This window comes from Phycobacter sedimenti (genome assembly GCF_038148855.1).
In the GTDB taxonomy this organism is placed as follows: domain Bacteria; phylum Pseudomonadota; class Alphaproteobacteria; order Rhodobacterales; family Rhodobacteraceae; genus Phycobacter; species Phycobacter sedimenti.
In genome coordinates this window covers 1-20,774 of sequence record NZ_JBBVGR010000013.1, presented here as the reverse complement: position 1 = coordinate 20,774, position 20,774 = coordinate 1, and the positions used below count along the sequence as shown (strand labels likewise).

Below are 20,774 nucleotides of genomic sequence, written 5' to 3'. Positions count from 1 at the left end.
GCGCCTCTCCTCTTGATCCGGTGTTACGGCAGGTATAGGCCCAAGAACATGCGCTTTGGAACCCCTCTGATCCCCGCCCGCCTGATCCGCCGCTACAAACGCTTTCTGGCCGACTGCCAGCTGGAAGACGGGCGTGAGGTCACCGCCCATTGCGCCAACCCCGGATCGATGATGGGGCTGGCTGAGCCGGGCATGAAAATCTGGCTTGAACCCAACGATGACCCCAAGAAAAAGCTGAAATACGGCTGGCGGCTGGTGGATCATGAGAACGGTCATTTCACCGGGGTCGACACTTCGGTGCCGAACCGAGCCCTTCGCGCCGCCCTTGAAGCCCGCAAGATCACTGAGCTGGCGGAGTACGAAACCGTGCGTGCCGAAGTGAAATACGGCGAGAAAAGCCGCATCGATTTCCTGCTGAGCCAGAAGGGCTTGCCCGATGCCTATGTGGAAGTCAAAAGCGTGACCCTGTCTCGGGCACCCGGCCTTGCCGAATTCCCAGACAGCGTGACAGCACGCGGCACCAAGCACCTGGGCGAGCTGACCAATATGGTCGCACTAGGCCACCGGGCCGTGATGCTGTACCTCGTGCAGCGCAGTGATTGTGCAGGCTTTGACCTCGCCTCTGATATCGACCCCGCCTATGCCGCTGCTTTTGCCGCTGCACGAAATGCGGGCGTTGAGTGCTTGATCTATGGAACCCGCCTGTCGCCTGAGGGGGTAGAAATCGCCGGAGCGCTTGAAAACAGGATTTCAGGATAAGGGCTTCGATTTGGTCAGCCCCTCTGGCCCTTTTCGTAGTTTCCCCCTAAATAGAGCGGTGAACCCCCAGCGATGGAGCCCCCGCCCATGAGATCGAAAGACGGTCGCACCACCAAAGACGGTATCCGCATCCACGAACAGGCCGATTTCGCCGGCATGCATGTGGCGGGTGCGCTTGCGGCCAAGATCCTGGACGACATCGCGCAATACGTCTTTCCGGGGCAGACAACCGGCGAAATCGACCGTTTGATTACCCAGATGGTCGAGGATGCGGGCGCCAAGTCGGCCACCATCGGCTACAAGGGCTACCAGCATGCCAGCTGTATCTCGGTGAACCACGTGGTCTGCCACGGGATCCCCGGCGACAAGAAGCTGAAGGATGGCGATATCCTCAACATCGACGTGACCGTGATCGTCGATGGCTGGTTTGGCGACACCAGCCGCATGTTTGTTGCGGGCAAACTGTCGCGCAAGGCAGAGCGGCTGATACAGGTCACCCATGATGCCCTGATGAAGGGGATCGAGGCCGTGAAACCCGGCAACACCTTTGGCGACATCGGCCATACCATTCAGGCCTATGTGGAAAGCCAGCGCATGAGCGTGGTACGTGACTTCTGTGGTCACGGGCTGGGTCAGGTCTTTCATGCGCCGCCCAACGTGCTGCATTATGGCCGCCCGGGCACCGGTCCGGTCCTTGAGGAAGGCATGTTCTTCACCATCGAACCCATGGTGAACCTTGGTCGCCCGGAAACCAAGATCCTGGCCGATGAATGGACCGCCGTCACCCGCGACAAATCCCTGTCGGCACAGTTCGAGCACTCAATTGGCGTGACCGCCCACGGGTATGACATCTTCACCCTGTCGCCCGGCGGAAAATTCCACCCGACCTACGGCTGAACGCAGATCTTCACGCCCCTTGGCCCGGGCGTCGGCTACCACGTCAGAGCGAATACCACCGGGCGGTGGTCAGGTCCGTCCATGACCTGAAAATCCGGGGCAAAGAAATTCGGGCCATCCACAGGCTGCACCTGCACGCTTCTGCCAGCGGCGCACCAGTCCAGAATGTTGCCACTCCTCTGTGTCATGTCCTGCCAGCAGGTTGAGGGATGGGAGCCCGCAGGCATGTTCAGCCGCCCGGCATTGTTGAAATCCCAGTTCATGTCACCGGTAATGGCCCACTTGCCGGAGTTATTCGTGAACCCTTCCATGAACTCCCCGGCATTTTCGAGCTGGCTGCGCGTCAGGCCGGTCTGGCCGGATTTGAAATGGGCGAAGCCAATCGCGATTTCATTGTCGACATGGCAAAGGAACATGTTCCGGTTCAATCCTTTGAGCCCGTCATAGGACAGGTGTGCGTCCACCTCGCGATTGACCATGAACACATAGGCATTGCTGTAGCCACCATCGAGATATTCGACCCTGTAGGTCCCCCCGTAAACGGCCCTGAGCTGTTCGATATAATCCTCAATGCGCGCCGAATGCACCTCGCACAAGTAGATCACCCCCATGTTGAACGTGACGCAACTGTCAATGAAATCGGAAACCTTGGTCTGCTTTAGCAGCTCGGAAGACTGGCCGTTCTTTTCAATGTTGAAACTGGCGATCGTGATCGAACCCATTTCTTGAATCTCCTGTCTGATGTGACGCGGCTAGCGGGGCGAAAACGCCTGCGGTGCTGACGGGCAAAACACCGGTGCCGGGCCGTACGATCTGTTGCGGCCCGGAAATTCCGGAAACCTCAGCTGCCGGTTTCGCCGTAAAGGATCTGGTTGCGGTACTTGTCGAGATCGGCGATGCGCTGGCCCGCGGCGGCCTCGCGGTCGGCGGAAATCTCGGCCAGCTTTACGGCTGCCGCCGCAAGATAGGCGTCAAGCTCGTCGCCGTTGATATACTTACCGGACAGCTTGTTGAGCTTGGACCAGCCATCGGCAAAATTCTGCACGAACTTGTCCGAGACATTGGCGGCAGCATGCCACTGGGCGGTCTGACGGATGAAGAATTCGTCGGTCGATTTCAACAGCCGGGCCAATGCGCGTTTCTTGATCGTATCGCGGTCGGCCACGCGGTCGACGCTGTTAATCTGCTCGGTCGCCTGAGTGGAAACCTGCCCCATGAAATCGCTGAATGATTTGAAGAAGAAGGAAATTTCAACAATGATTTCCTTAGTCTTTTTCAGAGCGCTGATACTCAGGTTGAGCGATTTGATGGCAAGCGTGTAGGTCTCCTCCTGGGTGCGTTTGCCCCTGAGAAGTGCGTTGATCTTGACCAGTTCCGCCGCCTGTTTGCGGCGTTCTTTTTCATAGGCCTCGACCTTGTCGAGCATCTTCATCTGCATCTCACGTAGGTTTGCCGCCTGCGATTGCTGCTCGTCGGTCATCTCGGCAAGGCTCTGATCAAGCTGCTGGAGAGACGCATTGAGCCCAGCCAGCATTGCCCCGATCTTGTAACCCTTGTCTTCTTCATCCGCGAGCTCAGCTTCCGCGTCGGCGATCCGCTGGTTGAGCGCTTCAATTTCTGGGTTTTCGCTTGCCTTGGGCTCTTCTGTCGCCCTGTCGGCAGCATCGACATCGGGAGTATCCGCGTCGGGGTCTTCCCCGTCTTCCTCCGGCGCACCCGCCTCATCTGGCTTCGCGGCTCCGTCTGCCGCAATCAGCTTGTCGCGCTCGACCTTGAGATCTTTGATTTTTTGCTTGAGTTCGTTCCGTTTTTCTTCGGATTTTCTAAGCTTGGCTTCCTCCTCGGAAATCTTGTTCTTGGTTTCGATGGTCTTCTCGGTGTTTTCACCATCATCGCTGCCGGAATTGCCGCTGTTGCCGTTGCTCATGGCATTCATCGATGATGCCGCAAGGAATGACCCCGGTCCGCTCGCGGCCATGGCGATTGGCGGGATTGCCGCCGCAATCGTCTGCGCCGCAACCCGAACGATCGACATGACAAAGGCGCGCTCTTCCGCAGTTTCGGCCCGGCTTTCGAAATCACGCGCCATCTTGTCAAACTTGTCGACCTGATCCTGAAGGTCGCTCACCAGAGATTCCAGGCGCTCGCGCTCGGCATTTGCCTCGGCGATTTCCTGTTCCAGCTGTTCCTTGGCCTTGATCTCTTTGCCCAGGGCAGTTTCACTCAGCGCCGTCGCATCGACGGTGTCGGCGATGATCTCGTCATAAGTTGCGGCGATCACGTCGAGTTCCTCACGGATTTCATCTGCCTTTTCCTGAATTTCCTTGGCCAGGTCTCGGAAACCACCAGTGACGAATTCCTTGATGTCGTCGACGATCTCGCCATCCTTTGCGTCCAGCCAGTCAGGGCAGAAATCATCCAGAGCACCGACGATGCTGCTGGTAGACATGAGTGCGCGGCGCATGGTGCGTTCGCTGTCCTGTTGCGCCGTGATCAGCCGGTCCATGATGCTGCTTATCTTGACCCTGATCTCGTCCACTTTCTGAGGGGTGGCATTGTAGGCGATGTAGAGAAGATCCACCGCATTGTCGGTGTCTTTCTTGGCGCGCGTCACGTCGTAGGTGCCTTCGATCTTGCGGATATAATCCCCGACGATCGGGTCGTCTGATTTCGGCAGTTCGAATTCGCCGTCGCCGCGGATGTCTTCCACCTTCTGATCGATTGCCTTGTTCAGCAGTTGCTCGCGGCTGGCAAATGATTCGACGTTTGTCATGGTTTTCTTCCTCTGCCCCTGTTGTGTTGATGTGATCTGGTTGGGTGTCTACGCGGAGCAGCTCAAATTGTTGGACGAAGCGAACGACCGCGCGTTTGTCAGGATGTCCGCGGATTGGGTGATCAGCGTGTCGAGGTTGCCCGACAGCCGCTCCATTTTCCGCAATATGCGCCGTTTGGCGTCTTCGGTATCAACCGAGTTCGCCTCATCGATGGCGTAGTTCAGCGCGTCGATCTCAGTTTTGAAACTCTGTTCTTCCACGCGCATGTCGGCCAGTGATGCCTTGATCTGCGTGATTTCCGCTTCGGCTGCGGCGATCTCCTGCCGGATCACGGTTATTCTTGACCGCACATCATTGAGCTTGGTGCTGCTGTCGTTCAGCCGGTACCGCGCGGAATCGAGCGCCTGTTCCGCCAATGTCAACCGGGCCTTTACGGTGATCAGTTTTCCATCAACCGTTTCGAACTCTCCGATCGCGCGCAGGAAATCCGCCGCGAGGTCGCACAATGCATTGATGGTCCACCACTGATCCTTGCAGTGCTGCACATCGCGTTCCTGCCGGTGTTTTTCAGCCTTCAGACGCTGCCACTCTCGGTAAGTATTGTTGTAGTTTATCTTTGCGGTTGTCAGGTTTTTCTGGAATGCGTTGACTTGCTCAGTGAGGTTGTTGACTGCCGGTTCGAGCTTATCTTCGAGCGCGCGGTTCTGGCCAAGATCGGTCTCAAGCTGCGAAGATCGGCTCATCAGCCTTGTATGCTCATCCTCGAAGCATTGCAGATGGGTCTGCAAATCCTTCTGAACAGCGCTGGCCTGGCTGATTTTCTGCGAATATGTCTGTATAAGTTCCGGTGTCAGCTCAGCGTCAGTGTCGGCCTGAACGACCGATGTCTGCGTGGCCATAATCGCTGCAATCAGCGTGAACACACCGAGGCAGGTTCTCAAAAACCGCATGGGCACCCCCCAATTGTTAAATCGCAGCCTTCGGCGGCCAGAAAAAACAATGCCGGGATACAAGGTGTTATCGATGAATTAGAACACGGACGATTCGCAACCAAATTGAATTCCGGCCTCAATACCTATATCAAAATTCTACCAAAAGGCGATATTTTGTTTCCAAGGTTGTATATTGACAGAAGGCTCAAATTCTTTTGCGCGAATCGTCCGGTTTTTTATGCGGTGTCGTGCGGACGACGCTGTCCTTGGGTCTGGTCCCATGGATCTCCAACAGGCGGCGTCAGGCACGGTTCGAAAACCGAGCGGTGACCATGTCTGATCCTTTCTGGCTGATCAATGCGCAGATGGTGCGTCTTGAACCCTTCTTCCAAAAGTCCCACGGCAAGCGACGCGTCGATGACCCCCGTGTGTTAAGTGGTGTTATCTTCATGAACCCCAATGGCCTGAAGTAGCGCGACGCGCCTGACGGATGTGGCGTTCACAAAACGCCCTACAACCGTTGGAAGCGGTCGAGTGACAAAAGGGCATCTTTCCCCGGATGATGGTCGGTCTGGCCGCGAAAAAGGGGGGCGTGGACGCCCGATTGATCGCACCAAGGACGGCATGAATACCAAACTGCATGCCTCCTACGACAGCCAGGGCCGTCCGCTCAGCCTGTTCTTGATCGCCGGACAAGTCATCGGTCACATCGACGCATCGGCGCTCGTGGGTGACTTGCCCAAGGTTGACTGGCCCCTCGGAGACCGTGGATATTATGCCGACAGGTCCACTTATCCTCGTTTGACCGATCGAAGCCGCAGCGCTAAGCACTTGGCTGTAAACTGTTGGAGATGTCATGTCGTGCATGTCGAGGAACTGCAAAGTCATAGAGAATACGTGACACTGCGGTCACGGCCCGATCTCTATGGGATTGAGACCCTCTCGGCACGATATCTGAGGCAGACCTTCAAGCCGCACGCCCATGATGAATATCTGTTCGGAGTGATCGACGGCGGTGTCCACGCTGTTTGGTGTCGCGGCGAGACGCACCAAGTGCCGCGCGGGTCGGTGGTCACGATGCGGCCTGGGGATATCCATCATGGCGGGGCCGGAAGCGAGACGGGATGGCGGCAGCGGATGCTTTACATCCCCGAAGCCGGTATGCGGGCACTGGTGGAAGACATCACGGGGCGCGCACCGAGCGGGACGCTTGATTTCGGCACGGCGTTCCATGCCCGGCCCGATCTGGCGCATCGGTTTTCCGATTTGCACGAGGCGCTGCATGTGTCTGATCAGCGGCTCTGCCGTGACGTGGCGCTCGATGCGCTCCTTGGCGCGCTTCTGCGGGAACTGGCGCCGCAAATCGCCCCGCTTGAGCGACAGGGGAACGGGCGCATCGCGGATGCGGTGGACTATCTGGATGCCCATGTCGACGAGGATATCTCGCTCGACGACCTGTGCCGGATCACCGGCCTTCGGCGCAGGCAGACGATCACGGCTTTCCGGCGCGCCACGGGCCTGCCACCCCACGCATGGCACCTCCAGAGAAAGATTTTGCGGGTCAAGCACCTGCTCCGGGAGGGACAGTCTCCGGCTGAGGCTGCGGCGCAGACGGGTTTTGCGGATCAGAGCCACATGGGACGGCACTTCCGCGCCATCGTCGGCATCACGCCAGCCGCTTTTGCCAGAGGCTGACACTGCGTTTTCGTTCTATATTACGATCCGCGTGATGGCCTATCTCGCTGCGCAGGCAGACGAGACAGGAGGCCAGGATGGCAGTATCAGAGAGTTTCAAAACACGGCGGACGTCCCTCTGGGCAGATCTCGCCGTGCTCGCCGTGGCACTGGTCTGGGGGGCGAGCTACCCTGTCGCGAAGGGCGCGCTGGCGCACATGCCGGTACTCCTGCTGATCTTCTACCGCTTTCTGCTGACCGCGATCGTGATGACCTCCGTGGCTCACCGCGACCTTCTGAGTGCACCAAGGCGGGACCTTTGGGCCGGAGCACTGCTCGGGGCTATTCTTTGTGCGATTTTCCTTGCCGAAACATGGGGTGTGTCGATGACGACAGCGACCAATACGGCGCTGATCATTTCGCTCTGCACGATCTTCACGCCCTTTCTGGAGTACGGCCTTCAGCGCCGCTTCCCGCCTGTCGGCGTGGTAGCGGGAGCAGCGGTCGCGGTGGTCGGCGTTGTTGTGCTGTCGGGCGGTATGGGAGCTCTCGGGGCGGGAGACCTGTTGGTGCTATGCGCGGCTGGCTTTCGGGCGGTCATGGTAGTTTCGACCAAGCGCCTGATGGAGGGCAGCCGCCTGTCCTCTGCCGCCCTGACAGCGGTGCAAGCCGCGACGGTCGCGGGACTGACCGGGGCATTGCTTTTGAGCCAGTCAGGTATGTCCGGTCTGTTTGTCCGTGCGGACGTTGCGGCTTGGGGCGCAGTGGCCTTCCTCTCTCTCTTCTGTACCATTGGAGCCTTCTATGTACAGAACGCAGCGGTCCGCCGAACCAGCCCCACGCGCGTGAGCTTCCTCATGGGAACTGAACCGCTGTTCGGCTTTGCCCTCGCATGGGCGCTTCTCTCCGAACCCGCCACGCCGACCGCACTCCTTGGCGCGGGGCTCATCGTGTCCGGCACCTTCCTCGGTCTCTGGGTCGAGAGAGCGCGCTGATTCTGGAGGAAATGACCGCAGAAACCAATCGGGGAGCGTCATCGTTCGAGCGGCTGAACTCAATCCGTAGGTTCGCGGCGCCACGTTGTTCGAAAGAGCGGTTCCCGAAAGACGCACTGCAGCATTGAGCAGCCTGGCCAAGGTCGGCAAAGGGCCGGTCGCGCCCTGTCACCATGCACCGCGAACCGCACTTTGAAAATGTCGCTCTCTGCGCCTAGCGGACCATGCATAGTGCCAGCCAACGGCCAAATGACGGCTGCCAAAATTGAGCAAAGATTACTTCCTAAGAACGATGTTCGTTCGGTGAAGACCAAATCCCGCCCCCGCAACCAAATCGTACCAAACAAAATTAGATACTTAACGACTTTCTCGGCAGATTCTTTCAATTTGCGCCATCCCGTCGATGCTACAGCAGTGCTACGTCCGGCAGCAAACAACGGCACCATATTGCAGGCTGTGAAAACACTGAATTCCGCAGGTTGCGCTCTCTTCGAGTACGTCTCATTCAAAGAACAATGTCTGTTCATCGTCAGTGCTGACAGCACTGTCGGCCACCCCACCAGAAACAGAAAACGCCCGGCCTGGGGGCCGAGCGTCAAAGCGGTCTTCAAATATGGCGTTGCTAGCCGCTGGTCAGTTCCATCACGCGCATTCAGGCTTTTCCTTCGCGGCTAACCGCCTGCGCAATGTTGCGGATTCGGTGCTTCGGGCCAGCTTTTCTACAGCTATAGGCGGGTCTTGGTGACGGCAAAAAGCAAATCAATATGCTTTGGCAGCAAGACCGCGAGTGTGGGGGAAGGAAGGAAGGGGGGGGGCGGCCCATCTCCGTTGCGCCTGATTTACACGCGCTGCTTTTCCTCGCACAAGACCTTGAAAAGCGGTGGCCACGGTGCGCTCGTCTGCCGCCGTCGTCTTCTGGCTTTAAAACTCAATGACACTCGAGCCTAGCTCGCTTGCAATGCAAGCAATATGAATTTTTTTTCGGAACTTTCGGCTGCATGGCGACGTTTCCCTGGCATATCGACGGCCGCGAAGCGGTCGGAACACGACGACAGGAGAACGAAGATGAATACCCGTATTGCATCCATGGTGAGCGCAACTGCATTGATCCTCGGGTCGGGCGCGGCCCTGGCCGATACTTCGGCCAAGGCGATGACCGATCTCAACCTGCGCACAGGCCCTGGGCCGATGTTCAAGATCGTCGATGTGATCAAAGCAGACGAAAGCGTCATGGTGACCGGATGTGTCGAGACCGCCGACTGGTGCAAGGTTGTACTTGAAGGCCGCGAGGGCTGGTCCTACGCCCCGTACCTTGTGCTTGAGGTCTCTGAGAGCGCTCTTGACGAGGCCGTCGAGGCAGAAAGCGTTGCCGTGGTTGAGTTCTCGGACAAGAGTGACGAGGCAGCCCTGGTCTCTGGTGGCCTTGGCGCCGTCGCGGGCGCGCTGATCGCCGGTCCGGCTGGCGCTGTTGCCGGGGGCGTTCTTGGCGGAATTGCCGGGGATCTGGCCGTCAAGCCGGAGGTAAAGGTCTACGCCACAGAGCACCCGGTCGAGCCGGTGATCCTTAATGGCGAAGCTGTTGTCGGTGCCAAGGTGCCCAGCGATGTGACCGTCTACGAGATGCCGGAATTTGCCGAATACGCCTACCTCAACGTCAACGGGGATACGGTGATCATCGACAGCGATACGCGGAAAATCGTGGATATCTTGCGCTGATCTCAATTGCCGTAATTTGGACCTGGCTGGCCTGCCCCTTTGGGCGGGCCTTTTCTTTTTAAATCAGTTGTTTGGTTGCGTCATTTTTTGGCTTTTGGGGAACCGAATCCGGTGCTGCGCGTTGGTATTACAAGGCGCACGGACGCGCCATCGCAACCTGGAGAAAGAAAATGTCTGCTACACGTGCAATCTTTTTGGGTGCCGCTCTTGGCTTCACCGCTGGTGCCGCCGCCCTTGCCGAAGATGTCTTTGGTTCGAACAGTGGCACCCTTGGTGTCGATGTCGGCACGGAAATGGGCACCCAGTTTTCCGGCGAGGCCATGACGGATTCCGAGACACACAATGAGGCAATACCCCATGGTGGCGGTACAATGGGCTCGGCCATGGCAATGGGTGAAGCCTCGGTCACCCTGTCTGCCGACGAACTGATCGGCGCGCGGGTTTACGATGCAAACGAGCAATGGATTGGCGAGGTCAGCGAAGTTCTGCCTGCAAGTGGCCTGTCCCAGGAACGCGTTGTGATCGACTTTGGCGGCTTCCTGGGGATTGGGGAAACGCCGATCACGGTCGATGCCGAAGACATCAGCATCTCGTGGAGCGAGTCCGGCGAAGTTGACCACGCCGTTGTGGCAAAGACCGAAGCCCAGCTTGAGCTGATGGCCAAGTCTCAAAGCTAAAATCCTGCCGGATGACCGCGGGGGGCACAGTGCCCCCCGCATTTCTTTTCTTGGAATTCCTTTCATGACTGTCACACTCAGAAACAACCTGCCTCTCTGGATCCTCTGCATTCTGGCGATCGTCACTGCGCTGCACTTTGCTGAAAGCCTGGCTGCACCTCTGGTCCTTGCCTTTGTGACGGCGCTGATGCTTGGCCCGGTCAACACGCATGTGCGACGCCTTGGGGCCGGGAAAACGTCTGCCGCGTTGATGACACTTGTATTCGCACTGGCTGTTCTGATCGTCGCCGTTTTGCTGTTTCGACCCTGGATCGCCGATGTCGTCGATGCCGGGCCGAGAATACGCTTTGAGATGCGCCGTACGCTTGTGGAGTTGCGCCAGCAACTCAACGGGTTGTTCGATATCCAACGCGAGGTGATTTCCGCCATCGATCCGGATGGCGGCGCCCCCGAGCAGGGGGGTGCCGACGGCGTTCCCACACTCAGCGATGCTGCCTTGATGGCCCCTCAGGCAATTGGACAGATCCTGCTTTTCATCGGTGGGCTGTTCTTTTTCCTTCTGGGCAAGGAGGATCTCTACGCCGCGTTGAGTGGCAGAGCAGAGGGCGGCACAGCCGGTGCCTTCGAGGCGGCCGAAAGCCGTGTGGCCCGCTATTTTGGAACGGTCGCAGTCATCAATCTTGCTTTCGGGGCCCTTGTGGCCGTCGTGCTGTCTCTTGCCGGCCTGCCGGCGGCACCGCTGTGGGGCGTCATAGCAGCGCTGGCCAATTTCGTTGTTTATCTGGGCCCAGCCATTGTCGCGGCGGCGCTTCTGTTGGCCGGGACGGTGCATTTTGACGGTGCTATGGCCTTTGCGCCTTCTGCGCTTTTCATCGGGCTGAATACGATCGAGGGTCAGTTCGTGACGCCCACCCTGCTGGGGCGGCAAATGCGGCTCAGCCCGCTTCTGGTATTCGTTGCGCTGGCTTTCTGGCTGTGGCTCTGGGGGCCTATCGGCGGCATCGTCGCGATTCCCTTGCTGGTCTGGGGCGCCGCTCTGTTGGATGCCGCCGGAACTGTTCAGCCTTCGGTATCGGATGACGGTGCTTCAATATCGGACACCGACACGTCACGCTCTTCCGGATCGAAGGAGGCGGGCGTGAAGGCAAGTTGAAAGCGGTAACTGTCCTCGGTTTCCTCAACGGTCACCTTGCCCTCGACCTGCGCGGCAAACCCCGCGATCAGCGAGCGTCCGAGGCCCGAGCCCTTGACCTGATCTGGGGGTAGGAACGGTGTCCCGCAGGTGTTCCAAACGTGCAAGTTGGCCTCATCGTCCGAAACCGCCTCGAGTGAAATTTCCAGCCAGGCCGAACCATCCTCCAGCCGTCCCATGTATTTCAAGGCGTTGGTCACGGCCTCCGATGCCATCAGCAGGAAGGGAATGGCCTGATCCGGGTAGAGCTGCACCGGATCATAGCTCCGCCTCACCTCGACCCGCCTGTCCTTTACCACGCCTGCCTCGATGATCCCGTCGATCACGTTCCCGAGGAGTTCGTCGGCGCGCACACGGCCGCCCTCTGGGCTGGCGTAAAGCGCCTGGTGAACCGATGCGATCGAGCGCACGCGCATCTGCACCTCGCGCAGCGACCGGCGGGCCTCTTCCGAGGTTGCCCGGCGGATCTTGAGGCTCACGATCGAGGCGATCAGCTGGAGATTGTTCTTCACCCGGTGATGAACTTCCTTCAGCAGGACGTTCTTTTCGTGGACCATGTTCTGAAGCTCGGCTTCATCGCGCAGAAGATGCGCGGCCAGGTCTGTCCAGGCGACGTCGATCTCGCGGATTTCCTGGCTGAGAAGGGAACGTCCAGGCAAGGGAGAAATACGCCATGTCTTGGAAAAATCGGCCATATTGCGGATCAGCCCGCGGATATGGCGGATCACGAGTCGGTGCACAGCCTGAAAGGCGACCAGCAAACCTGCGATCAGCATCAGGGCGGGGAAAACGACCGTCCACACCGGCGTCCAGGCCACTGCCGGGCGCGGCTGGCTTCCCAAGGCGTAAAGTACGCCAGGAATGATGGGAACGGCGGCAAAAATCCGGGTTTCACCCGTGTGAGACTTCGAAACGAAGGTATGCTGGCGCTCCGTGGCAATCGTTCCAAGTTCCAGATCCGCGGGCAGAATGGTGTTGATATCGTCGAACCCGGCCGAGGAGGACAGCGGTTTGCCGTCGGAGTTGAACGTCACGATCGCGGTATCCTGCTCATAGGATCCAACGCTGTGCAGCACCTCGGAAATCCGCCTGTGGGGAACAGAAACCGACACGTAGCCAATATAGCTCTCATCGTCGAACACGGGTGTCGCGACCAGGATGACAGACGTGCCGCTGATGGGGCCGTCCAGATTGGCAGAAACGATCTGCGTCTGCTCCAGCGACATCTTCGGGTAGATGGCGCCTTGGCTCAGGTCAAAGCCGACATTGCTGGAGCCGCAGCGGACGATGCCTTTTGAATCTATGAAACCGGCAAAGGAATACTGGCGCTTAATCTCTACCACGCTGGTGAAAATCTGCGAGCATCCCTCATGCGCACCGCCAAGACCCGACATATGGGCGGCCAGGGTTCCGGAGGTGCCGGATGCGCTGGCCACCGCCAGCGCCTCGCCGGCCGCAGCCTCGGCGGTCGCGTTCAGGATCGCGTTCACGGTCCCGCGTTCTCCCTCACGGCTGATGACAAACGCCTGGAAAACCGCGATGGCACCGATCGGCAGCAGGGCAAGAGCGAGCGTTCCGGCCACGCGCGCCGCGAGGCCTTCGAACACTCTGAAAAAGCCGAGCTTCAAGCGGTAAGCCTTCCCTGAAGCCCCGCGTTCACCACTGCGGTGGTGGCTCGGTCAGTCATATCTCCATAGCCGCTGTCTTCGGGATGCAGCAATTCCATCAAACGGGCGCGGCCACGGTTGGCACGGCTCTTGATGGTCCCGATCTTGACACCGCACATCTCCGCAGCTTCCTCGTAGGAAAATCCCGAGGCTCCAACCAAGGCCAGCGCTTCACGCTGTTCATCCGGCAGCGTGGCAAAGGCATCCAGGAACTCGTTCATCTGCAAACGGCCGTCATGTGCCGGTTTCTCGGCCAAGCGTTCTGCCGCAATTCCGTCCGGATCGCTCACTTCGCGCTTGGTCTTGCGGCGGTGCGAGTAGAATGTATTCCGCAGGATCGTGAACAGCCAGGCCTGCATGTTGGTGCCTGCCTGAAATGAAGAGATGTTCTTCCATGCTTTCACCAAAGCTTCCTGCACCAGGTCGTCTGCCTCGGCGTTATTGCGGGCAAGGGATAGGGCAAAGGCGCGCATGGCCCCGATATGATTGACGATCTCGTCTTGCGGGTCGGGTCGGGTTTCATCCATCGGCATCGCGTGTTTCTCCTCCCTGCTCCTGTTCTTTCAGCATGCGCAGCAGGTCGAGAAACCGGTCGGGGACCTCTTCCTCTTGCCGTTGGCGATAGACGCGCCGTAGGTTTTCAGCGATCTGGTCTTCCAGTGGAGATGTGGCGTTCTTTTTCGTCATGGACCTGGTCTCGAGCTTCCGAAGGACATTTTTTTCACTTTCTATGGAACCAAACGCAGAAGGGCGCGTTAGGTTCCAGAAAAAGTTGCTGAAGGAGCAAAAAATGCCGAACTCCGAAAACGGACAAGCCCTGTCCGTGATTGTCGCGGATCTCCTGCCTTTTCTGAGGCGCTATGCGCGCGCCCTGTCCGGGAGCCAGGAAACCGGGGACAAATATGCCGCGGCGACGCTAGAAGCCCTGCTGCATGACCGTTCGGTCTTTGAAGAAGGCTTGTCGCACAAGGTGGCCCTGTTCAAGGCGTTCCATGCGATCTGGGTGTCCACCGGCGCACCCTCCGGGTCTGCGGACAGCGGCATTGCAGCGCGGGCGCAGGCACATCTTGCTGAACTGACGCCAAACACACGCGAAGTCCTTCTGCTGCGCACGATCGAAGAGTTCAACCTGTCGGACATCGCTGCGATTACCGGCCTTGGCGAGAAAGAGGTCGAGCACCTTTTCCAGGTCGCGATCCGCGACATGGAGGATCGGCTGTCCGGCAAGGTGATGATCATCGAGGATGAAGCGATCATTGCGCTCGATCTTGAGGGGATTGTCGCCGAAATGGGGCATAAGGTAACGGGTGTTGCGCCGACGCAGAAACACGCGCTGCGGCTCTTTGGCGAGGAACGGCCCGACCTGATCCTCTCTGATATCCAGCTGGCCGACGGCTCATCGGGGATCGACGCCGTGAACGACATTCTTGCAAATGCTTCAGACGTGCCGGTCATCTTTATCACCGCCTTCCCCGAACGGTTGCTGACCGGAGAACGACCGGAGCCTGCCTTCGTGATCAACAAGCCCTACACGGAAGAGCAGGTAAAATCGGCCGTAAGCCAAGCCCTGTTTTTCAGCTCGACAGAAACGTTGCACGCCTGAACGAAATATATGGCTGGTGTTTTCTCCCATCCGGTTTTCCGGGCGGGATTTTTCTTGACTGAGCCCTGCACACGGCAGCTCAATGTTCCTTGCAGTATAAGACCGATCAAGAAAAACGGGAGCGCCTTTCAGCGCTCCCGTTTTTCTTTCTGCCAGGCATTGCCGGATCGTTTTAGACCGGCGGGCGTCCCTGCACTGCGCGCGCGATGGCGGCAATGACGAACAGGACCAGGAACACGAAGAACAGGATCTGCGCGATCCCAGCAGAAGCAGAGGCGATACCGCCGAACCCAAAGATACCGGCAATGATCGCGATAACGAGGAAGGTAATGGCCCATCCGAGCATGACATTTCTCCTTTACTGACGATGGCGCGCAGGATGCGTCGCCTTTGAAAGAGAAACGCCCGACACCGGATCGGGTTCCCAAAAAGTTTTTTCGGAACCATTTGGCCTGGCCGGTGTTGGTCTATTGGAAAGCGAAAACAAACACCGCTGAAAGGAGAACAAGATGGCACAAGCCAAGCAAGCCGCCCGCGAAACAGAAGACCTGATGAAGGAAGTTGCTGCCCTGCGCGAAGATTTCGGTGCACTGGCCCAGGAGCTCAAGGCGCTGTCCCGCGCAGAAAGCGAAACCCTGTCCTCCAAGGCTGCGGACCGGGTGGTCGCTCTCAAAGCCTCTGGCGAACGCCGTCTGGAGGAAGCCAGTGATATCGCCACCAAGGTGGCCAAGGAAGCAGGCGGCTTCGTGAAGGACAACCCGGCGGCCTCGATTGCGGCGACGGCGGCCTTGGGCTTTGTCGTCGGTGCGCTGACCTCGCGCCGCTGACAGGTGCCTGTTATGCTTATGAAAGCAACGTCCCGGCTCGTCCTCGCCATTGCGGGGACGGGCCTTGCCTTGGCCGGTTTCGTGTTTCTGGTTCAGGCCAGCTGGGGCGCGATTGCCATTGCCTTTGGTCCTCTGTGGGCTTCGGCTCTAATCGGTGCGACGCTGGGCTCGGCCGGATTGCTATTGATCGCAAAGACGCGCAGACCAAAGCCTGCCACCCCGTCACCGCAGGCCGCCCTTGTCGGGGCGTTCCTGGAGGGAATGAAGGCGGGCCGGGCCACGGCGTCACGTGATGCGCGATAGGCTCGCATGGCCAAGAACGTGGAAAGCACCTCGTCGGAGTGGCGCGCCAGCGCGATCAGGTGCGCATCGCTCGGACCGTAAGTGCCCGAGAACCATTTCTTCACCGTTTTCTCGTTGGCCCCTGTCTAGGCCGCCATGGTCTTAACGCCACCCGACTATCTCCAAACGGCCGTTTCAAAGCAGCCGCGATTTGGCCTTCCCCCACTGAAGTGGTCCGCCCCTATAGTTAGGAAACGGAGGATCCAAGATGGGAATCAAACGCCTCAAGCCGGAAGAGATTGTCACGAAGTTGCGGCAGGTTGAGGTGCTTTGCTGACAGGGAATGCCACGCGTGGATGCCATCCGCCAGGTGCAGATTACAGAGCAGACATTCAATCGCTGGCGAAAGCCATATGGTGGCATGGGAACCGACCAACTGAAGGAGCTAAAGCGGCTTCAAAAGGAGAATGAACGGCTTAGACGGGCCATTTCGGACCTGACGTTGGACAAGCTCATCCTGTCAGAGGCCGCAAAGGGAAACTTCTGAGCCCCTCGCGTCGTCGAGCCTGTAATGACCATGTGCGAAGCCGGTTCCGCGTCTCAGAACGTCGGGCTTGCCGCGTCTTGGGGCAGCACCGATCAACACAGAGGCGGGTGCCAGTTGGGTGTGCTGTCGAGGATCGTCTCGTGGCCGATATGATCGAACTGGTCCGCCAGTATGGTCGCTATGGTTATCGTCGGATTGCAGCTCTGTTGAGAAATGCTGGCTGGCAGATCAACGACAAGCGGGTTGAACGTCTGTGGCGACGTGAGGGGCTGAAGGTGCCCATAAAACAGCCTAAGAAAAGCAGGTTCTGGCTGAACGATGGTTCGTGCGTCCGACTACGGCCAGAGTATCGCAACCATGTCTGGTCATATGACTTCGTTCATCACCGCACCGATGATGGTAAAGCGTTCCGAACGCTCAACATCTTGGATGAACACAGCCGGGAATGTTTCGCGATCCGGATTAAACGGAAGCTGAATTCAGCCGAGGTGATCGACGCACTAACCGACCTGTTCATCCTCCGAGGGGTTCCGGCCTACATCAGGTCAGACAACGGCCCAGAGTTCATAGTTCAGGCAGTTCGGAACTGGAGAGCGGCGGTAGGAGCCAAGACCGCCTACATCGAACCGGGATCACTCTGGGAGAACGGAGACTGCGAAAGCTTCAATGCACGGCTCCGGGATGAGTTGCTGAATGGTGAAATCTTCTACTCGCTGAGGGAGGCGCAAATCTTGATCGAACAATGGAGGACTGAGGTGCCCATGGTTTCCTAGACACCTGCCTGTTTCAGTTTGAGTTGTCTTTCTTCGAAGTCAACGGGTGACAGCATTCCGTTGTTCGTGTGCTTGCGTTTCGGGTTGTAGACCATCTCGATGTATTCGAACACGTCGCGCCTGGCGTCGTCGCGTGTCGGATATGTCCGTCGCCTGATCCGCTCTCGTTTCAGAAGTTGGAAGCAGCTCTCGGCGACAGCGTTGTCGTGGCAGTTGCCGCGTCGGCTCATGCTGGGTTCGAGGTTATGCTGGCGCAGAAACGTCTGGCACTCCCGGCTGGTGAACTGGGAGCCCTGATCGGAATGCACTGTGAACTGTCCAGCGGGCTTGCGTCGCCAAACGGCCATCAGCAACGCTTGCAGAGCGAGGTCCGTGGTCATTCGGGATTGCGCAGACCAGACGACCACGCGGCGCGAGAACAGGTCGATGACGACACACAGATACAGCCAACCCTCGTGGGTCTTGATGTAGGTGATGTCAGTTACCCAGACCTGATCGGGGGCAGAAGCTTGGAACTGCTGCTCCAATCTATTCTCGGCCACGATGGCTGGCTTGCCGCCATACCGGCCCAGACGGCGCTTGTAACCGATCTGCGCGGCGATCCCGGCCAAGGATGCCAAGCGGGCCACTCGGTTCTCGGAAATTTGCTCGCCCTGATCGCGCAGATCATCCGTCAGCTTGCCCCTTTCGGGCCATTGCTGCGAAATGCCCTGCCGGACAGTGGATAGCCGTAGACCTTAACGCTGTCCGCCCAGGCCTGTCGGATCAGCTCGGTCTGGCGCGCGTCCTCCTGCGCACGGTGGTTTAACGGTTCCTCAATCCATGCATAGAAGCCGCTGAAATGAACCCACAGCACCCGGCACATGGCCCGAACACGAAACTGCTCGCGATGCGCGCTGATGAACGCGTACTTCACTTTGCATTCTGCGCGAAGTACGCGGCCGCCTTTTTTAGGATGTCGCGCTCCTCGGTCACCCGGGCCAGCTCGCGCTTGAGCCGACGGTTCTCGGCCTCGTGGTCGATGCTGTTCGCTTTGGGCAACGGTTCCCCCAACAGCTTCATCCATTTGCACAGAGAATGCGTACTGCCGCCCAAACGCCGGGAAACCTCACGAACCGGATAGCCCCGCACTGCGCTCTGATGAACAGCATCCCGCTTGAACTCGTCGCTGTAATTACTTGTCCCCATGTCAGCCTCCTTGCCTCAAATCTAGGGGGCAAAGCGTCTACAATTCTAGGGGCACCTCATGGACCACTTTCAGGGGGCTTCTCCAATACCAGAATTCAAGCATCTGGATTTCGCATTGACAGCGAATGTCGGGAAAGGGGACTGCAACCGCAGCATTCGTACTACGAGCTGAGGAGCAGCTTGGGGCCGTCTGTGAAGACGGCCCAGTTTGTTAGATCTCAATCGCCTCTGCCATCGCAAGCGCATCCTCAAGTTCAACGCCCAGATACCTGACGGTACTGTCCATTTTGGTGTGTCCCAACAGCAGCTGGACGGCACGCAGATTGCCGGTCTTTTTGTAGATCTGTGTCACCTTGGTGCGACGCATCGAGTGCGTGCCGTAGGCGCTTGCTTCCAACCCTATCGATGTGATCCAAGCGCGGACGATCCGAGTGTACTGGCGGGTCGAGATGTGAAGGCGCTCGTGAAATCGGCCTGGCCAAAGATATTCAGAGCCAACCATCAGCGGCTCTTGCATCCATCTGCCCAGAGAGGCCCTCGTGCCTTCTGAGATTTCGAAGCGGACAGGCTTCCGCGTCTTGCTTTGCAAAACCGACGCGCGTTCCTTGATTTCGCCGGATGCCATAACGTCAACGACCTTCATTCTGACCAGATCGCAACCGCGCAGCTTGCTGTCGATGGCCAGATTGAAGAGCGCCAGATCGCGATGGTTCTCGGCCAATTCCAGCCAGACTCTGATCGCCCAGACATGTTTTGGTTTTAGCGGTCGCTTCTGCCCAACAATACGGCCTTTGTTCCAGGCTGGGCGAAGGGCACGAATGGCAGGTAAGTTTGGTGTTTCCATGACTGATCCTCCGATCCGCCATGCCCTCCCACCACGACAACTCAACGTTGACGCGGGCAGAATTCCATACAAGGCTGCAACGCCTGTGGGGTACCGATGGCAGCAATGCGCAGGATAGCGACATTTGCAAAGTCTTGGGATCTGCCAGTCGCGCGGCGATCCCATGCTGCACGAGCAAAGGAAGGAGCAGACCTTCGCCGCAGGCGCAGCTACCAATGATCATCGAGCGGCGGGGATGCGGACGAAGCGCCATTTCGCCGCGGCTGCACCAATGTCCGCTCCTCGATTTTCTGATCAAGCCTTTGACACTTTCAAGTCACTCGCAACTAATCCATCTTGTCGAATATGAACCTAGAAACCACTGTCGCCCATTTGAACGAACTGAAACCACGCCGTCATGGTATTCAACGTACATACTCCACGTTTAGGGATCGAACAGAGAAAGAGTTTGGTAGTGCTGTCGCGGAGAGTGTCGAACGCGCTGTCTCTAGTATTTTCACCTGTATTGGCAGAAGGATTGCGGGGAAGTTGCGTCAAGAAGATTTGGTCGGACTTCTAGAGCAAAGCGGATGGCGAATTTCTGAAAATTCTAGTCTGACAGGTGAGCTTTTGTCCTGCCACGACTTGGCAAGCGCTGAACAGCGAGGACAACTCTCCGGACATTCTCAATTTGAGGGCGCATTCTTGCTTAAGAGTCTGAATGCAAAGTACTTCAATTTACATGGTGACCGCACAGTAGTTCTTTCAAATGACGAGCTACCTGGGTCTGTAATCGGTCTCTCCAATCTTGGGGACCCGCCCGATCCAGACTACGCGTTTGGACTCAAAGCGGTCCTACCCCATCAAGCCGACTATTTGCTATGGTGGGCAACCAAGCATTCAAATGTGTGGAAGCACTTCGCAGAACCAACCGACCTTGGCGAGAAAAGCTGGGCGGTATTTCAGCCATCGTTTGACGTTGATAGGACGAGATCATTTGCCAAGTGTGCACTAGGAAAGATGGATTTCCAGCTAGGCCCGTCAAGGAGCGAGGAGCGGTTTTATCTTGCGGCGTTCGGAGTAGCTAAACCGGAGCAAAAGTGTGCGCCTAGCCAAGGCTCGTATCTTGCGTACCATGTCATGTGAATTGAACATGTCCCTAGAACGTACATCCTTCGAAGGCAAAGCAGTCTTTCGTGGAACCTGCAGCATTCGGCAAAATGGGCTCAAACCGGACCAACATGACATGCCGACACTCTCTTGAAACGAAATCCGGCTCTCCCGCGCGGATTAGCCCTCCCTTCGGAGGTCTGCATCCCCTTGGGCCCCGGGGGGGGGGGGGGGGGGGGGCGGGGGGGCGGGGGGGGGGGGGGCGGGGGGGGGGGCGGGGGGGGGGGGCGCGGGGGGCGGGGGGCGGGGCGGGGGGGGCGGCAGGACGGGCCGGCGCC

The 20,774-nt window shown here is 58.3% G+C and carries 19 protein-coding genes and 3 pseudogenes; 13 read left to right on the top strand and 9 right to left on the bottom strand.

Features of this window, described 5'->3' with window-relative positions; genetic code table 11:
• The first annotated feature begins 48 nt into the window (after nt 1-48).
• Both sfsA and map read left to right on the top strand, forming a co-directional pair.
• Nucleotides 49-759, top strand: a complete 711-nt coding sequence (gene sfsA, locus AADA15_RS18735) for a DNA/RNA nuclease SfsA (RefSeq protein WP_341643088.1) — start codon at nt 49-51, stop codon at nt 757-759.
• Nucleotides 760-846: 87 nt separating this feature from the next.
• A complete protein-coding gene (gene map, locus AADA15_RS18730; protein WP_341643087.1) occupies nt 847-1,656 on the top strand; it encodes a type I methionyl aminopeptidase in 810 nt (269 codons plus the stop codon).
• A 35-nt stretch (nt 1,657-1,691) separates the two neighbouring features.
• On the opposite strand, the gene AADA15_RS18725 is transcribed toward map, so the two are convergent.
• The 3 genes from AADA15_RS18725 to AADA15_RS18715 all read right to left on the bottom strand — a co-directional run bounded on the left by AADA15_RS18725 (nt 1,692) and on the right by AADA15_RS18715 (nt 5,353).
• Nucleotides 1,692-2,378 (bottom strand): hypothetical protein, encoded by a 687-nt coding sequence (locus tag AADA15_RS18725; protein WP_341643086.1) that lies wholly within the window; start codon nt 2,376-2,378, stop codon nt 1,692-1,694.
• 119 nt (nt 2,379-2,497) lie between these two features.
• On the bottom strand, nt 2,498-4,429 hold the full coding sequence (locus AADA15_RS18720) for an AAA family ATPase (RefSeq protein WP_341643085.1): 1,932 nt from the start codon (nt 4,427-4,429) through the stop codon (nt 2,498-2,500).
• A 48-nt stretch (nt 4,430-4,477) separates the two neighbouring features.
• Nucleotides 4,478-5,353: a coiled-coil domain-containing protein gene (locus tag AADA15_RS18715; RefSeq protein ID WP_341643084.1), complete on the bottom strand. Its 876-nt coding sequence runs from the start codon at nt 5,351-5,353 to the stop codon at nt 4,478-4,480.
• A gap of 341 nt (nt 5,354-5,694) precedes the next feature.
• Here AADA15_RS18715 and AADA15_RS18710 point away from each other — a divergent pair.
• From AADA15_RS18710 to AADA15_RS18680, 7 genes and pseudogenes are all read left to right on the top strand, one after another.
• Nucleotides 5,695-6,145: pseudogene (locus AADA15_RS18710) on the top strand (transposase family protein); the annotation flags it as partial.
• A 114-nt stretch (nt 6,146-6,259) separates the two neighbouring features.
• Nucleotides 6,260-7,057 (top strand): AraC family transcriptional regulator, encoded by a 798-nt coding sequence (locus AADA15_RS18705; RefSeq protein WP_341643105.1) that lies wholly within the window; start codon nt 6,260-6,262, stop codon nt 7,055-7,057.
• Nucleotides 7,058-7,134: 77 nt separating this feature from the next.
• A complete protein-coding gene (locus tag AADA15_RS18700; RefSeq protein ID WP_341643083.1) occupies nt 7,135-8,031 on the top strand; it encodes a DMT family transporter in 897 nt (298 codons plus the stop codon).
• A 249-nt stretch (nt 8,032-8,280) separates the two neighbouring features.
• Nucleotides 8,281-8,706 (top strand): hypothetical protein, encoded by a 426-nt coding sequence (locus AADA15_RS18695; RefSeq protein WP_341643082.1) that lies wholly within the window; start codon nt 8,281-8,283, stop codon nt 8,704-8,706.
• 390 nt (nt 8,707-9,096) lie between these two features.
• Nucleotides 9,097-9,747 (top strand): DUF1236 domain-containing protein, encoded by a 651-nt coding sequence (locus tag AADA15_RS18690; RefSeq protein ID WP_341643081.1) that lies wholly within the window; start codon nt 9,097-9,099, stop codon nt 9,745-9,747.
• Nucleotides 9,748-9,917: 170 nt separating this feature from the next.
• Nucleotides 9,918-10,424 carry a PRC-barrel domain-containing protein gene (locus tag AADA15_RS18685; RefSeq protein ID WP_341643080.1) on the top strand — a complete coding sequence of 169 codons (507 nt, stop codon included), beginning with the start codon at nt 9,918-9,920 and terminating at the stop codon, nt 10,422-10,424.
• Between the two features lie 64 nt (nt 10,425-10,488).
• Nucleotides 10,489-11,577 carry an AI-2E family transporter gene (locus AADA15_RS18680; protein WP_341643079.1) on the top strand — a complete coding sequence of 363 codons (1,089 nt, stop codon included), beginning with the start codon at nt 10,489-10,491 and terminating at the stop codon, nt 11,575-11,577.
• Here AADA15_RS18680 and AADA15_RS18675 read toward each other — a convergent pair.
• Genes AADA15_RS18675 through AADA15_RS18665 form a run of 3 tightly spaced genes read right to left on the bottom strand, consistent with a single transcriptional unit; the run spans nt 11,484 to nt 13,970 of the window.
• Nucleotides 11,484-13,244 (bottom strand): sensor histidine kinase, encoded by a 1,761-nt coding sequence (locus AADA15_RS18675; RefSeq protein WP_341643078.1) that lies wholly within the window; start codon nt 13,242-13,244, stop codon nt 11,484-11,486. The two genes, AADA15_RS18680 and AADA15_RS18675, sit on opposite strands and share 94 nt — an antisense overlap.
• Nucleotides 13,241-13,816, bottom strand: a complete 576-nt coding sequence (locus AADA15_RS18670; protein WP_341643077.1) for an RNA polymerase sigma factor — start codon at nt 13,814-13,816, stop codon at nt 13,241-13,243. The genes AADA15_RS18675 and AADA15_RS18670 overlap by 4 nt, the downstream gene beginning before the upstream one ends.
• Complete coding sequence (locus AADA15_RS18665) at nt 13,803-13,970, bottom strand: NepR family anti-sigma factor (protein WP_341643076.1); 168 nt, start codon at nt 13,968-13,970, stop codon at nt 13,803-13,805. The genes AADA15_RS18670 and AADA15_RS18665 overlap by 14 nt, the downstream gene beginning before the upstream one ends.
• 103 nt (nt 13,971-14,073) lie before the next feature.
• Between AADA15_RS18665 and AADA15_RS18660 the strand changes: the two genes are divergently transcribed.
• Nucleotides 14,074-14,886 (top strand): response regulator, encoded by an 813-nt coding sequence (locus tag AADA15_RS18660; RefSeq protein WP_341643075.1) that lies wholly within the window; start codon nt 14,074-14,076, stop codon nt 14,884-14,886.
• 172 nt (nt 14,887-15,058) lie between these two features.
• On the opposite strand, the gene AADA15_RS18655 is transcribed toward AADA15_RS18660, so the two are convergent.
• Nucleotides 15,059-15,232: a DUF1328 domain-containing protein gene (locus tag AADA15_RS18655; protein WP_341643074.1), complete on the bottom strand. Its 174-nt coding sequence runs from the start codon at nt 15,230-15,232 to the stop codon at nt 15,059-15,061.
• A gap of 163 nt (nt 15,233-15,395) precedes the next feature.
• On the opposite strand from AADA15_RS18655, the gene AADA15_RS18650 reads away from it, so the two are divergent.
• The 3 genes and pseudogenes from AADA15_RS18650 to AADA15_RS18640 form a co-directional block, all read left to right on the top strand.
• A complete protein-coding gene (locus tag AADA15_RS18650; protein ID WP_341643073.1) occupies nt 15,396-15,713 on the top strand; it encodes a glycine zipper domain-containing protein in 318 nt (105 codons plus the stop codon).
• Nucleotides 15,714-15,725: 12 nt separating this feature from the next.
• Nucleotides 15,726-16,016: a hypothetical protein gene (locus AADA15_RS18645; protein ID WP_341643072.1), complete on the top strand. Its 291-nt coding sequence runs from the start codon at nt 15,726-15,728 to the stop codon at nt 16,014-16,016.
• Nucleotides 16,017-16,263: 247 nt separating this feature from the next.
• Nucleotides 16,264-17,291: pseudogene (locus AADA15_RS18640) on the top strand (IS3 family transposase); the annotation flags it as partial.
• A gap of 20 nt (nt 17,292-17,311) precedes the next feature.
• Here AADA15_RS18640 and AADA15_RS18635 read toward each other — a convergent pair.
• Nucleotides 17,312-18,503 (bottom strand): annotated as a pseudogene (locus AADA15_RS18635) (IS3 family transposase).
• Nucleotides 18,504-18,714: 211 nt separating this feature from the next.
• On the bottom strand, nt 18,715-19,347 hold the full coding sequence (locus AADA15_RS18630; protein ID WP_341643071.1) for a tyrosine-type recombinase/integrase: 633 nt from the start codon (nt 19,345-19,347) through the stop codon (nt 18,715-18,717).
• Nucleotides 19,348-20,774: the final 1,427 nt, after the last annotated feature.

Coding starts and splice junctions, on each gene's coding strand:
- sfsA (WP_341643088.1), top strand. CDS start 49: ATGCGCTTTGGAACCCCTCTGATCCCCGCCCGCCTGATCCGCCGCTAC.
- map (WP_341643087.1), top strand. CDS start 847: ATGAGATCGAAAGACGGTCGCACCACCAAAGACGGTATCCGCATCCAC.
- AADA15_RS18725 (WP_341643086.1), bottom strand. CDS start 2,378: ATGGGTTCGATCACGATCGCCAGTTTCAACATTGAAAAGAACGGCCAG.
- AADA15_RS18720 (WP_341643085.1), bottom strand. CDS start 4,429: ATGACAAACGTCGAATCATTTGCCAGCCGCGAGCAACTGCTGAACAAG.
- AADA15_RS18700 (WP_341643083.1), top strand. CDS start 7,135: ATGGCAGTATCAGAGAGTTTCAAAACACGGCGGACGTCCCTCTGGGCA.
- AADA15_RS18695 (WP_341643082.1), top strand. CDS start 8,281: ATGACGGCTGCCAAAATTGAGCAAAGATTACTTCCTAAGAACGATGTT.
- AADA15_RS18690 (WP_341643081.1), top strand. CDS start 9,097: ATGAATACCCGTATTGCATCCATGGTGAGCGCAACTGCATTGATCCTC.
- AADA15_RS18685 (WP_341643080.1), top strand. CDS start 9,918: ATGTCTGCTACACGTGCAATCTTTTTGGGTGCCGCTCTTGGCTTCACC.
- AADA15_RS18680 (WP_341643079.1), top strand. CDS start 10,489: ATGACTGTCACACTCAGAAACAACCTGCCTCTCTGGATCCTCTGCATT.
- AADA15_RS18670 (WP_341643077.1), bottom strand. CDS start 13,816: ATGCCGATGGATGAAACCCGACCCGACCCGCAAGACGAGATCGTCAAT.
- AADA15_RS18665 (WP_341643076.1), bottom strand. CDS start 13,970: ATGACGAAAAAGAACGCCACATCTCCACTGGAAGACCAGATCGCTGAA.
- AADA15_RS18660 (WP_341643075.1), top strand. CDS start 14,074: ATGCCGAACTCCGAAAACGGACAAGCCCTGTCCGTGATTGTCGCGGAT.
- AADA15_RS18655 (WP_341643074.1), bottom strand. CDS start 15,232: ATGCTCGGATGGGCCATTACCTTCCTCGTTATCGCGATCATTGCCGGT.
- AADA15_RS18650 (WP_341643073.1), top strand. CDS start 15,396: ATGGCACAAGCCAAGCAAGCCGCCCGCGAAACAGAAGACCTGATGAAG.
- AADA15_RS18645 (WP_341643072.1), top strand. CDS start 15,726: ATGCTTATGAAAGCAACGTCCCGGCTCGTCCTCGCCATTGCGGGGACG.
- AADA15_RS18630 (WP_341643071.1), bottom strand. CDS start 19,347: ATGGAAACACCAAACTTACCTGCCATTCGTGCCCTTCGCCCAGCCTGG.